Source organism: Deinococcus misasensis DSM 22328 (assembly GCF_000745915.1).
GTDB lineage: Bacteria > Deinococcota > Deinococci > Deinococcales > Deinococcaceae > Deinococcus_C > Deinococcus_C misasensis.
This window is the reverse complement of sequence record NZ_JQKG01000005.1, coordinates 83,659-98,627: the sequence shown is the minus strand read 5'-3', so window position 1 is coordinate 98,627 and position 14,969 is coordinate 83,659. Positions and strand designations below refer to the sequence as shown.

5 protein-coding genes are annotated in these 14,969 nt (G+C 54.5%); 2 read left to right on the top strand and 3 right to left on the bottom strand.

Translation table 11 applies throughout. The annotated features are described in order from the left end of the window. Positions 1-111 precede the first annotated feature (111 nt). A complete protein-coding gene (locus tag Q371_RS05660; protein ID WP_034337342.1) occupies positions 112-10,887 on the bottom strand; it encodes a translocation/assembly module TamB domain-containing protein in 10,776 nt (3,591 codons plus the stop codon). A gap of 186 nt (positions 10,888-11,073) precedes the next feature. On the opposite strand from Q371_RS05660, the gene Q371_RS05655 reads away from it, so the two are divergent. Then, entirely contained in the window at positions 11,074-11,334 is a 261-nt protein-coding gene (locus tag Q371_RS05655) for an acylphosphatase (protein ID WP_245618244.1), read from the top strand. 2 nt (positions 11,335-11,336) lie between these two features. On the opposite strand, the gene Q371_RS25405 is transcribed toward Q371_RS05655, so the two are convergent. Further along, positions 11,337-12,110: a GNAT family N-acetyltransferase gene (locus tag Q371_RS25405; protein WP_051963366.1), complete on the bottom strand. Its 774-nt coding sequence runs from the start codon at positions 12,108-12,110 to the stop codon at positions 11,337-11,339. Between the two features lie 105 nt (positions 12,111-12,215). Continuing rightward, positions 12,216-13,823, bottom strand: coding sequence for a DNA repair protein RecN (locus Q371_RS05645; RefSeq protein ID WP_034337337.1), 1,608 nt, complete (start codon positions 13,821-13,823; stop codon positions 12,216-12,218). Between the two features lie 384 nt (positions 13,824-14,207). Between Q371_RS05645 and Q371_RS05635 the strand changes: the two genes are divergently transcribed. Next, positions 14,208-14,966, top strand: a complete 759-nt coding sequence (locus tag Q371_RS05635) for a DeoR/GlpR family DNA-binding transcription regulator (protein ID WP_034337331.1) — start codon at positions 14,208-14,210, stop codon at positions 14,964-14,966. Positions 14,967-14,969: the final 3 nt, after the last annotated feature.

The following is a 14,969-nucleotide window of genomic DNA, read 5'->3' as shown; positions in this document are numbered from 1 at the left end:
TTTCTGCACCACTGTACCCTCTTTTGATGGATGTTGCCTGAAAGGTGTTGGACAGCGCCCTTCAACCGTTCAGCCCCTGCTGAAAACCAGAGGGGCTGAGGTTTGATGGGTTCAGAAACGCAGCTTGTAACCCAACTTCACACTGAATCCACGTTCTCCCTGAGGGCTTTCCTCGGTCTGGATGCCCAGCTCAATGCTGTTCTGGGTGTCAAAGTTGTAGGCCAGAGCAATCTCGGGTTGCACGGTGTTGAAATCCAGACGGTTGAGGGGACTGCTGAGGGTCAGGGCAAGTTTACCATCCAGAGCGCTGTACTGCACCTGCACGTTGCCGTTGCCCAGCAAATCCACCTGATACTGGATGTACCATTCGCGGCTCAGGTACGTTCCCACCGTGAACTCTGCATTGAAGCTGTTGTCCTGACCGATGGTGTAATTCCGAATGCGGAACACATCAATGCCCAGGGCATTGGCGATGCTGCGCTCAATTTCACCCACCAGAAAAACCTGCAAGGTGGTGCGGATGGCACTCTGGGTCAGTTCGGTGGGAATGTCTTGCAGGTTTTTGGTGCCAAACACCAGCAGTGAATACAGGCTGGCTTCATCCAGACAGCGTGGCAAATTGGAATTGGGATTCCTGACCGGATCTGAACACTGTCCCAGCAGTTCTCTTTCTTCCCTGAGGATGGTGTCGGTTTCAAGTTTGCGAGCTCTGGGGTCGCTCGGGTCGGGGACAAAGGTGCCGATCACGGTCATGATCACCCGGACATTTTGGCCTCCATCACGCACAGAGCCGTTTCCTTGGAGGTTGATGGTCGGATAGGCGCCATCTGCAGCATTGAAGCGGATGCTGGTGGCCGCGGTGTTGAGCACAAATTCGTTTTCCCTGAGGAACACACTTCCGCGTTTGGGCAGGATGTCTCCCTGCAGGCGTGGTGCATAGGCATTCCCTGAAAGCACCAGTTGTCCACCAAATTCTGCACGCACAAGGTTTTCGTCGATGCGGATGTTGTTCTGGGCGTCAATCAGAATGTCATCAAAAATCCAGCTGGCCAGAGCTGCCCGGTCTTGATCCTGCCGGCGCTGTGGGAAGGTGGTGTATTCGGTGGGAAGGGGGCTTTCGAATTCGAAAGTGTCTTCTTTGTCTGTTTTTTCCGTCACGGGCTTGGAAAGGGTGAATTGCAGTTTTTCAAGGTCAACTTCTCCACCCAGACGGTAAAATTCACCTGCACGAACCAGGGTCAATGCTCCAGTGACGCTTGAGTCCTGGATGTAATAGTTGGGAAGCTCAGGTTGCACCTCATCCAGCAAAATGCGCACATTCAGGTCGGGAAGCAGGTCTCCAGAGGCCTGCAACTTGCCTCCTCTGGTGCCTGTGAGGAACAGTTTCCAGTTTTCCCCTTGCTGGTTCAGTCGCAAAGCCGTACCCTCCAGGGTGCCGAAATTGGTGACTGTGGTGGTGCCATTGGCCTCGATTCGGGAATTTTCAAGTTTTCCGGCCACCAGATCTGCATTGCCGGTCAGTTGAAGGTTGCTCTTGACCAGTCCGGTTGTGCTGGCGGTGCTCTGGAACCGGATCTGGTTGCGCTCCAGAGCACCCGTCAGGTTGGTGAGTTGAAGGCCAATGCCAGCCAGTTCTCCAGTCAGGCTGCTGCCTTCCACCTGAATGGTGGGTTGGCCATAGGTTCCCGTGGCCCGGATGGACAGGTTGCCCTGCAAAGCGGGCTTGTAACCCTTGAGTGCAGGAACCAGAGCCAGCAGAGGGGTGAAGGTGGCGTTCTGGAAGTTGGCCGTCAGGTTCACATCGTTGGGGGCATACTTGCCCTGAATGTTCAGGTTTCCTGCACCAGAGAGTTGAATTCCGGGTACAGTCAAAGCCCCTTGTTCCAGAGAGAATTGTCCGGTGCCCATCAAGGTCTGTCCGGCCGAGGTGACTTTGATGGCTTCTGCCACCACACTCAGGCGAAGCTGGTCCAGTTCAGAGAGCTTGCCATCGATGCGTCCAGTGCCGGTCAGGAGCCCCTGACCGGGCAGGGCATCTGTGAAGGCACCAATCAGGGCATGCACAGGCGTGTTGCGGAAATCGAAGTTTCCAACCAGAACCCCATCGGTGCTGCTGGCCACGAAAGTGGTGTCTCCAATGGAACCCCTGAAACGGGCATCGCCACCGCTGAAGGTGCCATCCAGACGGGCAGACAGGACGGTACGGTTTTCATTGTTGGGTGTTTCAGGCCCGATGCCACCGATCTGGATTTCGGTGGGGGTGCTGCCGGGCAAGCTGAGTTCTGGAATCCTCAGGTTCACGGTGCTGGAGGTGCTGGTCAGGGTGGCGGTGCCAAAGACCCGACCTCTGGCATAAGGCAAGTACCCCAGCTTTTCCAGAGGGAATGCACTGGCACTGAGGGTCACCAGATAGCCTTCCTCAGAGGGGGCAATGCCAATGCTTTCCAGCACAGGCAAGACATCGGCCAGGCTGCCTTCCCCGTTCAGGGTGACTGCTCCGCCATCCAGACGGGTCTGCAGGTTGCCTGTGAAGAAACTGTCTTCGATGTCGATCTTTCCTGTGATGACCCCTTCGAGGTCCCGGAACGTGTAGCCAAACTGGTTCACCTGAATGTTTCCATCCATGCTCTGGTTTTCAAGTTTCACATCGGCCTGCAAGGAACCAGGGTTGCTGCTGGTTTTCAAGTTGGCTTTCAGGGTGCCTTGCCAGCCATTCTGGTTGCTGACCGAGAGATCTGCAGTGCCCAGAGGTCCCCGATACTGTCCCACCGCACGGATGACCTCACCCAGTTCAAGGCGAGCCTTGAGATCCCCGGCGACCTGTTCTTCCAGCAAGGGAATCGTGTAAGGCAGTTGCAGGCCCGAGGTTTGCAACTCCACAGTTCCTGTGGTGCCTTTTCCGCGGCCCACCAGACGGACGGTGCCCTGATATCCAGTGTTCCCGAGGCTGCTTGCTTTGAACTCTGGAATGTCCAGGTTCCAGCCTTCCAGGGTGTATTGACCGGTCCCCTGATGCTCCCCATCTTGGAGGGTGACATCGACCACCAGAGGATTCAGTTGTGCCTGTGCGCTGATGGTGGCTTGCGCCTTTTTGAGGATGGCCTGTACCGTTTTTTCTTGGCCAATCAGATTGACAGAAGTGTCTTTCTGGATGAAGCCTGTTTCCCCTGAGAAGGTGCCGGGCTCAAACTGGTAGGTGAGGGTTCCTGTTCCCTGAACCTCTGGCGTGCTCAGGAAGGCAAGGGTGGCAGCTGTGCGGTTCAGGGTCAAGTTGGACTGAACCCCTGAACTGTTCAGGGTGGCTTGCAGGGCAGGGAAGTCCTGACCGCTCACCCGATAGCTCACAGGCCCTCTGGACAGCCAATCTGGCAGACCAGAAAGGGTTCCGCTGCCACTCCATTCCCGTTCGGTCAGGGCAAACCGTCCACGGGTCTGGAATCCCTGATAAGAAACCTCGGGTTGCAGTTGCAGGTTGTAACTTTGCAGAAGTTGCTCAAGGGTCAGGGATTGCAGGTTCAGGGCCCGGGTTTGCTGGTACTGGGCTGCCACTTGTCCGTTCACAGGGCCTTCAGTGCGGAGTTGCAAATTCCCTTCTTTCAAGCCTGCTGTACCAGAGATGGCCAGCGTCTGGTCAAAACCTGTCAGGGTCAAGCCGTCCAGGGTCAACTGCTCCTTCTGAAAGCTGAGGGTGGTCTTGCCTTGCTGGGAAAGGGTCACCTCAAAGTCTTTGAGGGGTCCATTGGCTGTGAACACCCCGTCTGTGGTTTGGATGTCCTGATACTTCAGGCCCTGAAAGCCCCCAGTGACGGAAAGGTTGGGGTTGTTCAGGTCTCCTGTGGATTTCCCGGAGATTTGCAGTTGTCTGGCCGATCCCTCCTGATACTGGAGGTCGGAAAGGGTGGTGTTCAGTTGCAGTGAAGGAGCAGACCATGGTCCAGTGCTGTTGCCCTGCACATGGATGTTTGCAGCGTTTGCTCCAAAAAGCTGAATTCCAGTTCCTGATGCTTTCAGGTTGATGCTGGATTCCTGCCATTTGCCCTGAGAGGTGGCTTGCAGGTTCAGGGTTTGCAGTTTTTGCTGCTGGTATTGCGCCCCCTCCAGATCGGCCATGATTTGAACCGTGGGGGCATCAAGGTTTCCTTCCGAGGTGGCAAAAACATTCCCTGTGCCAACCACCACGTCTTGCCACTTCAGGTTGCGAATTTTCCCACTGATTTGCGCTTCAGGAGATGCAAGGGTGCCCCGGACATTTCCAGAGAAGTCCAGCAGACCCAACTGGTCGGTCTTGGATCTCAGGCTTTCAATCCTGCCGGTCAGGGATCCTTCCAGTTTGGAGGTGTCAGCACGGTGTTTGACCAGCAGGTTCAGCACCGATGAAGCGGCCCGGTTGTTCTGGTATCCGATGCCTGAACCTGTGGCCATCACCTGAAGGTCTGGTTTTGGCCATGTTCCGGCATAATCCCCAGTCAGGGTGAGTTGATCCAACTGGTAATCCTGATACCCGAGCCCGTTCAGGTCTCCAGTCAGGTACACCTCGGGTTGGTTCAGGCTCCCTCTGGACTGCACCAGAAGGTTGCCTCCAGAAACGAGCACATTCTGGTATTGCAGGTCTTTCAGGTCTGCTTCCAGTTCAAGGATGGGGCTCTGGAGGTTGCCTTGTGAGGTTCCTGAAAAGGTGATCTCGCCCAGTTTTTCTTGCTGGTAGGAGACCCCAGAGAGGGTGCCACTGCCTTTCAGGTCAGGTGAGGCATAGGCCCCTCTGGAAGCAAGGGTCAGGTTTGCGGTTTGCACCTTCAGATCCTGTTGTTGGATCCCACTCAAGAGGGTTTTCAGTTGGAGGTTCGGAGAAAGGTAGGGTCCTTCAAAGGTGCCTTCCAGTGTTCCCGAGGCAATGCGGGTTTCCTGATATTGCACCTGTTGCACAGTGCCTGAATATTGTGCAGAGAGGGTGTCCAGATTTCCTTTGAAGTTGACCTTCAATGCGGTGCTGCCTGAAGCCCCTTCCAGCAAAGGCACCGCATTCAGGACCACATCTCCGGAAAATGCTGGGGGATTTCCAGCAATGGCAAGGGTTCCTGTGGCCACATTGCTGTCAGAAAGCCTGTACGTGCCATCGCCATTCCCTGTCAGGGTGACGTAGGCATCACCCCTTTGAAGGCGCATTTGGCCTCTCAGGTCAGGGTAGTTGCCCTGAATGGTGCCCCTTGCCAGAACCCCTGCACCCTCCGCATCTGCTGTGAGGTTCAGTTGCAGGGTGTTCAGGTCCAGGTTTTTCACCTGAACGGTTCCAGAGGCCGTCCCTTTGACATCACCACTCAGGTTGGCTTGCAACTTGACCAGCAGGTCTTGCAGCGAACCAGAGACTTGCAGGTTTGCGTTCCCTTGTGGATGGTTGAACGTGCCTGTGGCCCTGATGGCAGGATCTTTCAGGTTGCCTGAAACGGTGCCTTGCAAGCCAAGCTCACCCCCTGCGACAGCAAAACGCTCGATTTGCACGTCAAGGCCGTCTGGGTACTTGCCTGCAATTTTCAGGGGACTGCCATCGTACTGGCCTTGCAGGTTCAGGGTGGCGGTTTCGCTCTGGTAAGAGGCACTGCCAGCAAGTTCGATGGGGTTGTCCTGGGTGTCGGTTGCAATGGCTTGCAAGCCTGTGGCTTCAACCTGAAGGGTGCTCAGGTCCGTCCCTGTTCCTGAAAGTTTGAAGTTTCCGGTCAGCAGTCCAGTTTTCAGTTGGGGGACAAAAGGTGCAAAGTTCAGGGTTTGGGTGGCCAGTTGTGCCCGCCAGTTCTCTGGGGTGTATTGGACTTCTCCTGCAATGGCTCCAGTCAGGGTGCCCGTCCAGAGGTCGTCCTGTTGTGCAAGCTTGAATTGCACTTGCTGCTGGGTCCGATTTTCAGACAGGTTTCCTTCTGCCTGTACTTGCAGTTTGTTCCATGGTCCCTCAATGCTGGCGTTTGCATTCAGCACCAGAGGATCTTTCAAACCCAGCAACCCTGAGACATCAAAGTTGGGCACTTCCAGTTGCGCCTGAAGCCCATCAAAAACGTTCTTCTGGACGGTGCCCTTGAAATCGGCTTGCTGGTATTTGCCATTCAGCAACAGGTTGCCGGTGTTGCTGCCTCGGGCCTCCAGCAGCAAGGGTTCCTTGTTCAGTTGTCCACTGAAATTCAGCAGGCCGAAGAAAGAGCCATTCCAGCCCAGTTGCCCTTTCAGCAGTCCAGCAAGGTCCTCCCTCTGGATGGGCAAATTGAAATTCAGATTGGCTTCTTGCAGGCCGAACGTTTGTTTGTATTGCCCTGCCACTTTTCCAGAGATGGCCCCTGAAAGGTTCACCAGAATGTCTTGCAGGTCGCGCACTTCAATGGTGGCTTTTGTGCCTTGCAGTTGCAGCCCTTGATAGGGTTCAGTCAGGGTTCCCTGCACAACCAGCACAGGCTTTTCAGGTTTGCCTTTCGCAGTGAATGTGAAAGGTGCCTTGACCGGATCGGTCAGGTTGCCAGAGCCTTGCAGGTTCATCTCTGGATAAATCACCCCTGAGGCTTGCAGAGCCCCCTGTTGAAGGCTGGCTTGGGCTGTGCGGGCGGTCAAAGTGCCATCCTGCCAGAGGAGATCCCCCTCTATCTGAATGTCCTCTGCTGTGCCAGACACCTGCGCGGTGACTTGCTGGTAACTCTGGAGTTGTGCACTCAGGTTCAGGTTGCCTTTCAGGTTGGCGGTTTGTTGCAGGTCCAGCCCTTCAAGTTTGAGGGCACCCACACCTGTTGCCAGATTGAGTTTTGCGTCCAGTTGCCCTCCGTTGATGCTTCCAGAGAGAACAGCCTGAACGGTTTCGGTGGTGGACAGGCGCACATCCACTTGCTGATCCAGCAAACGCCCCTTCAAGGTCAATTCAAGCTGATCAAAGCTGCCCTGTGCTGTGCCACTGCTCTGGTCAAGTTGCACACTGGCGTTGACTCTGGGGTACACCTGACCGACCAGAGAGAACGCTTTGTTTTCCAGCGCTGTTCCGTTCAGGCGGGTGTGAACTTGCAAACCCGGCTGGATGTCAAAAGACCCCTTCGCTTTGAGGTTTCCAGAGTCCAATGCTGCGTCCAGATTGCCAGAGGCTTTCAGGGTTTGGGGGTCAAAGTTTTGCAGGCTGCCTTGAACCGTCACCTGTCCAGTCAACCCTTCGGGCACATTGGGGAGCAGCAAGGCATCGAGGTTGCCAGAGAAACTCTGGTTTTTGGGTGTCAGTGTGGCTTGCAAGGTGGCTTGCGGATGCTTGAGTTGCACACTGGCCTGATAGCTGTCTGGGGTCCAGTAACCGTTGGCCTGCACAGCAAGGTCTTTTTGATTCCACTGGCTGTTTTCGGTGCGGGCTGTGAAATTCAATTTGCTGTACGGTCCAGAGACCTGCAAGAACACCTGTCCGGGATTCAAAGCCGTTTGATAAGCCTCTGGAAGCAAGGGTTGCACAAGGGCCAGAGGTGCGCGGACGTTGGCCTCCACATCAGGGAACACCTGACCACTGCCTTCCAGAGGTCCAGTCAGGGTAACCTCCACTTTTTGCAGGGTGGGTCGAACCTGCACTTGCCCGGTGCCTGTGTCTCTCAAACGGTAATCCAGCGACAATGCACCTGACAGTGCTCCATCGGCATAAACCACTTCTTCATTCCCTTGTTGCAAGGCAAAACGGTTTTTCTGGAAATCTCCAAGCAGTCCAAAGGACTGGGCTGGAATTTGAAGCTGGTCTTTCAGCACCTCAAACTGTTGAGGCAAGGTGTTCAAAGTGCCAGAGAACCCTTGCAGGTTGCCCTTCACGTTGGCATCAAAATAGGGACTGTTCAGGTTGACCTGATACCTTGAAAAATCCACATTGCCTTCAGCGGTGCCTTGCCCCAGAGGGCTTTGCAGTCGGGCAGTGAAACTTTCTCCGAGGGCCTGAACACTCAGGCGGTGGTCTTGCAAACGGGCATTGAGGCTGCCGTTGATCTTGCCTTGCAGATACCTCAGGTTTCCGCTGGCGGTGATGTCTTGGTACACAAAATTGCTGGCTTGCACACGCAAATCATCCAGACCTCGTGCTTCAAGTCTGGCTGTGCCTTGCTCCGGGCTGACCACGGTTGCACTGGCCCTGAATTGGCTGCCCAAGCCCTGCACCGATCCTCTGGCGTTCAGGTCATGGTAACGGGCCGAAACGGTGCCAGAGTACGCTAGGTTTGGCAGCCCAAGGCGAACCTGTGCTCGAAGTTGCAGGTCTTGCTGGCGGTAAACCGCATCCACCATCAACTGGCCCCATGGACCTCGGGCGGTGGCCTGCACTCCGGGGCCCTCGATGCGGGCATTCACAGTGCCTTTCCAGTCTGGACGCCAGTTTCCAGAGAGCGATGCCCGGTAAGTGTTGCTCTGGTATTGCAGGGTTTCCTGTCCGGTGACTGCCAACTCAAAAGCGTTGCTGTCCTTCAAACGAACTTGCAGCCCACCCACATTGCCATTCAAGGTCACTTGAGGGGTCAAGTTGCCCTGAAGATTGAAAGGTTTTGAAGAGAGTTGAAGGTCTCCTTGCACAAAAGCTGGGGTGTTGCCAGTCGCCTGATACTTCAGGCGGTCCAGAGGTCCATATACCCTCAGGTTGCTCGTGGCCCCGAGGGCATTCAGGGTGCCGTTCAGATTTGCAGTGGGGTAGACCTGACCCTGTGCGGTGGCTTGCAGGTCTTTTCCATTGATCTTCAGTTGGGCAGTGACTTGCTCTGGCTTCACATCAAACAGGGCTTCAATCTGGTTCTCAAGATAGTTTCCAGAGAAGGTTGCAGTGCCTTGAGAATTTTGCAAATCCACTGCCAGTTGTCCGGAGATGGGCAGGTTGTAAAGCTTTTGGAAGGTGTCCAGAGGCAAAGCGCCAGAGGCATTGATCTTGCCGTTTTGCACACTGACATTCAGACTCTGGCCTTTTTGGGAAACCGTGGCTTGCAAGGGTTGGTACTGGATGTTTGCCAGCAATCCCCCCAGATTCAGACGGGCATTTTCAAGATCTGCCGTTCCAGATACGGGTAGTCCTTTTAGGGGGCCTTGCAATTCCCCTTTGAGGGTGGATTTCAGACCATCAAGGGTGGCTGTGACATCCTGATATGCACTTCTGATCCGCACCTGCCCTCTGGGAGAGAGGTTTTTGACCTGCACCTGACCACTTAAGGTTTGCAGCACCCCTCCGACAAACGTGTAATTTCTGATCAGCACATTGAAATCATCAGGGATTCCCTTGGCCTGAAGCTCTGGAGATGTGAAGGAAAACTGTAAGTTGCTGGTGTTCAGGGAGAGTTCTCCACGCACGTCCTGTGCTTGAAGAGGCAATCCGCTCAGGTCAACGGTGCCCAGCAGGTTCTGTCCGACCAGATTGCCCGAGCCATTCAACACCCCGATGCCTTGCAGCGGAATCTCTTTGACCTGCCATGTGCTTCCAGAGGGTCTGTACGTCAGGTCCAGATGGGGGGTAGAAAGGTCCAGCACACCATTCTGAAAGCGCCCTGTTCCATTCAAAGACAGAGGACCTGTCAGGTCCGTGCGAACCTCAGAATCCACCACCTGCAAGAGCAGGTTGTCCAGAGGTCCACTGGCCTGCACTTTGACCTGACCCTGCACATCCTTCTGGAAATCTTGCAAACGTGTGCTGGCTGTGGCTTGCAAGGTTTGTCGGTCCAGACGGTATTGGCCCTGAAGGTCAACATTGAACCCTTTGCCTGTCAGGGTCAGCAGTTGGTTCTGGATGTTGGCTCTGGCCTGCACATTCGGGCCCTGCAAAGTGGCCCCTCCAGACCAGACGTTGGACACAAATTTCAGATCGGCTTGCAGCTTGGCGGTTTCGCCCAGAGCCCGCAGTTGTCCAGAAGCTTGCACCAGACTGTCGAGTTTTTCGGTCAGTTGGTAGCCGATTTTGGCGTCTGGAATTTGCACATCCTGATATCCCACGGAGCCCAGATATTGTGCAGTGGCTTTGACTTTTTCCCAACCGCCTGTTTCGATGCGAAGTTGTCCGGTTCCGTTCAAGCCCTCAAATCCGAGGCGGTTCAGTTGGGGGGTGGCATCAGCCAGCACATTCCATTGTTGACCCTCAAGGTCCACCGTGGCTCTGGCCTGTACCGGTCCTCCCAGACCGTTTCCTTTCAAGGATGCGGTGATCTGGTTGTTCTGGTGCTGCAAGGTGCCCTGAATGTTCTGGACATCCACCACATCAAACTCTGGCACCACCACCCGACCCCCAGAGATGTTGACCGTGCCTGCAATGTCTCCGTTTTTCAGGGTGTATTGACCATTCAGGCTGCCTGCACGAATGCCTGGATAATAGTGTTTGAGAATGCTTGCATCTCCAGAGAAATCGATGGCAAAGCTGGACAGGTCAGGTTCAAAGGCCGCTCTGGCTTGCAGGTTCCCATTTTGGGTCTGGATGTCTGCTTGAAGCTCACGTGCAGAAGTGCTGTTCAGGTTCACTTGGGCATCTGGCAAGTTCAGGCTTTTGCCGTTCAAACGCAAAGTGGTGTTGTCCACCTGAAGGCGATTGATGCGGGTTTGCCAGTTGCTTCCTGTGCCAGATTCCAGTTTGCTGGGATCCAGATCAATGACCGCATCTTTCAGGGCCGCATCAATCCCAATGGTTCTGGAGAACAGGCCTGAGAAATCCAGTTGAATGCGTGCTTCTCTGGCATTCAGTTGGACGCCAAGTTGTTGGTAACGGGCATCCAGCAAAGTGAAATCCCAGAGCCAGCCCCGAATACCTTTGCTGGAGATGTCTGTTCCGCTTTGTTGAACCCCATTCAGAATCAGGCGAAGACCCACGGGACCCACCATCACAATGACCAGTGCCAGAAGCACCAGAATGAAAGTTCCCCATCCAAGGGTTCTTCGCCACATACGCTAAATATTAAACACCATTCTGGCATGAAAACAGGTGATGGTTTCTCTCATGTTGCTTTCTTTCAGTAAAATCAGCACTTTCATGATGTTGTGCAAACCTTAAGTTTTTTTTCACAAGGGAATGGTGGATTTTTGAAACACAACTTCCATATCCAGCAAAGGTTTCATGGCACAATGGGCGATGTGAAACGTCTGACCTGTCTGGTGGGAGGGGACTTCAGCGGTTACCCTCAATTTTTGAAACGCTACGCTCTGGACCTGAAGCTTTCCGGGTACATCGAAACCTTGACAGATGGGCGCATTGAAGTGGTTGCAGAAGGACATCAAGTCGACCTTGAGCGCTTCTTGCACTGGATCAAACGCGGAAATCCTGCTTCCCATCCCAAAATTCTGGACCAGCAGTGGTCTGAAAGCACGGGTTTGGCTGGATACCACTTGCACTGACTTCAGGTTGCAGGCATGAAATTGGGTCGGGCATAGGCCAACTTGAATCCCATCCGCACCATGTTGTGGTAAGACGGGTTGGGATTTTTGGCGTTTTCTTCACCGGTTTCTGCAATCACCCATTTGCAGCCCAGATCCAGAGCATCCCGGATCCGGCAGCGCATGATGGCTCCCTGAGCCCCTTTGTTGCGGTGCTCAGGCAAAGTGCAACCCATCCCGAGCCAGCCCACCTCATTTTGAACATGCATGACACCTGCAGCGACTGGATTGTTCCCATCAAAAGCCAGATAAGACACCCAGCCCGGAATTTCGACCACCTGCTGCAACCATGGCCTCAGGAAAGCAGGCATTTGAAACCCCAGAGTGACCACCTCTGCAAAATGCTGGGCCATGCAGGAATCGATGCGTTCAATGCGAAAAGGGGTGTGGACCTCTGGGGCATCTCCGGCAGCACGGTACATTTTCACCCAGTTGCTGGAATGCACAAGGCCCGCAGCTTCAAGCCGATGTTGCACCTCTCTGGAAAGCAGGGGAGGGGGGATTTGCACCCCATACCTTTTCAGGCCAGCTTCCCTGTGGGATTCCAGCAGATTTTCCCATCCCAGAGACCAATCGGTGCCCAGCAAACGGTTGAACATGAACACATCCATTTTGGGCGAATAGAGCTGAAAAAGCTCTCCATGTTGTTCGAACTGCAACCCGAGGTTGGGAGGTGCCCTTCGAAACTGGGCTTCGTATGCTCTGGCTTCGGTGTGTTCCAGCCATTCCAGATCCATGGGGCCTCCTTGGGGCTCAAAGCGTGCTGAAATGTCAAAACAGGCTGCAGCTTTCGGTTCTTTCGAAATGGAAACTGCAGCCTGTTTGATCTTGCAGAAAAAGCTTTACACGTCCAGAGGCAAAGCTCTGGCACTGTCCAGCAGTTCCATGGCGTGCTGCACGGCCACACTGGAGGTGCTGCCACTGAGCATGCGGGCCAGTTCGAACAGGCGGGCCTGATCGTTCAGGCGGGTGACCCTGGAAACGGTTCGGCCTTCGGAATTGGTGGCTTTTTCCACTTTGAAATGCTGGGTTGCGAAAGCAGCAATTTGCGGAAGGTGGGTCACGACCAGCACCTGTTTGTGGCGGGCCAGTCTGGACAGTTGTTCGCCCACCTTCATGGCAGTTTCGCCCCCGATGCCTGCATCCACTTCGTCAAAAACCACGGTGGGGGTGTCAGAGCCCAGCACTGTGCTGATGGCCAGCATCACGCGGGAAAGCTCACCACCAGAGGCAATCGCTCCAATTTCCTTGAGTTGTTCCCCAAGGTTGGCACTGAACAGCAGCACCACGTCTTCCAGGCCGTTTGGGCCAAGATCACAAGGACTGATCTCGAACATCAGGCGGGCATTGGGCATCCCGAGGGCTTGCACCACGGCTTCCAAGCGCACACTGAGGGTGGGTGCAGCGGTCAATCTTGCTTGTGAAAGTTCTGCAGCCCGCTTTTGCACTTCCAGTTTGAGGGTTTCGATTTCGGCTTCCAGACTGCTGAGGTCGGCATTCTGGGATTCCAGCCCTTCAAGTTCCATGGCAATTTGTTCGCGGTAGTGCAAAACATCTTGCAGTCCGGGACCGTACTTGCTTTGCAAACGGTGCAGTTTTCCAAGGCGTTCTTCCAGCATCCGAAGGCGTTCTTCGTCTGGAACACTGGTCTCTGCCAGCGACACCAGTTCTTGCCCGATGGCGCTCAGGGTGGACAGGGCCTCTCTGAGTTCCGAAAGCAGGTTTTTGGCCTCTTCGCTGTACTTGGCTGGACCTTGCAGGGCTTTCATGGCAGCCCGAACCGCGTCCAGAGCATTCTGTTCACTGCTGGACAGGATCTCTGCTGCGGTGCTGGCCCCATTGGAGATTTGCTCCATGTTGCTCAGGAGGGTCACTTCTTCTTGCAGGGTGGCATCTTCGCCCACCGTGAATTTCACTTCATCGATTTCCTGCAACTGGTAGGACAGCAAATCCAGTTGGCGGTTGCGTTCCAGTTCAGATTGCTTCAGGGCATTCAATCGGTTCTGGGCTGCTGTGTAAGCCTGATAAGCGCTTCGGAAACCTTCCACCACCTGTGCTGATAGGGCACGGTCCAGAAAGGAATGGTGTTTTTTGATGCCCAGCAGTTCTTGAGAGGCATGCTGTCCGTGCACGGTCACTCTGGGAGAGGAGTATTCTGCCAGTTCTTTGACAGTGACCACTTCTCCGTCAATGCGGGCGGTTGAACGTCCGGCAGTGGAGACCCGACGGCTTGCGCTCTGGTCTTTCCACCATGCGGTGACCAGCAAACTGTCTTCGCCACTGCGCACCAGATCGGCACTGCCTCTGGCCCCGAGCAGCAGTTCAAGGGCGTCCACAATCAAACTTTTTCCAGCTCCGGTTTCGCCGGAGAACACATTCAAACCTTCACTCAGTTGCAGATCGAGTGCGTCGGCAATGGCCAGATTGCGCACTTCCAGGTTGTTGATCATGTTCTCATTATATGGATTTTTGAATGTCGCATGAAGGTTTCAAATCCCTTTCGAACAGCCAATTGTGACCAAGATGTGACTTTCAAATGAAATTGAACGGGTGTTCATGGCTTTCGAAACTTTGTGAACATCTTTTCGTTGATCCAGCGAAAAATTTGAAAGCTGACCGAACAAAGGAAGAATTCCCACAGTGTGTACCATGCATAAAAAACGGTCGAAAAAGCCGTCTGGAAAAGAAACGGAGTATTTTGGTCAATAGGGAAAACCCCTATTTCCGTATCGAAGAAACGCAAATAGCGAAGGTTTTGAAATCTGGAATGCTTGACATTTCGCAAGCTCTGGAGTAAAAATTGAAACAAGCAAAAGATCAGAAAGGGTTGCACCATGGCCACACGAGATGACATCATCCTGTCACGCATCGAACAATCCGGAAAAGTGACTGTGGAAGAGCTGGCAGACCTGTTGGGGGTGTCCACCGTGACCATCCGCAGTGACCTCACCCGCCTCAGCGAATCCGGACTGATCCACCGCACCCGTGGGGGGGCCACCAAGCCCATCCTGCAAAAAGTCGAACGTCCACTCGAAGAAACCCGCAAAATTCTGGAGGCAGAGAAACAACGCATCGCCAAAAAAGCTGCCTCAATGGTGCAAGACGGAGACACCATCTTCATCGATGTGGGATCCACCTGCACTGCACTTGCCCGGGCCCTGCCCAACACCCTGCAGCACGTCACCATCGTCACCAACGGCCTCAACATCGCTCTGGAACTCGAAGCCCGCCAATCCTTCACCATCGTGGTGACCGGAGGCACCGTCCGCAAGTTGCAACACTCTCTGGTTCAACCTTACGGAATGGAGATCATCCGCAACTTTCGCTTCGACAAAGCTTTCATTGGTTGCAATGGGGTCAGCGCAGCTTTCGGAATCAGCAACAAAAACCTGCCTGAAGCCGAAGTCAAACGCGGCGTGTGCCAGAACGCCAGAGAAGTGTACGTGCTTGCCGACCACGAAAAAATCCGGGTCGAATCCACCGCCCTGATTGCTCCCCTGTCCAGTGTGACAGCCCTCATCACCGACCACCGGGTCAAACGCAACGACCTGCAAGATCTGGAATTGGCTGGTTTGCGTGTGATTGTGGTCTAGGTT

What these genes read in the sequence shown, in the direction of transcription:
- Q371_RS05660 (WP_034337342.1), bottom strand. Translation starts at nt 10,887, where the DNA reads ATGTGGCGAAGAACCCTTGGATGGGGAACTTTCATTCTGGTGCTTCTG.
- Q371_RS25405 (WP_051963366.1), bottom strand. Translation starts at nt 12,110, where the DNA reads ATGGATCTGGAATGGCTGGAACACACCGAAGCCAGAGCATACGAAGCC.
- Q371_RS05645 (WP_034337337.1), bottom strand. Translation starts at nt 13,823, where the DNA reads ATGATCAACAACCTGGAAGTGCGCAATCTGGCCATTGCCGACGCACTC.
- Q371_RS05635 (WP_034337331.1), top strand. Translation starts at nt 14,208, where the DNA reads ATGGCCACACGAGATGACATCATCCTGTCACGCATCGAACAATCCGGA.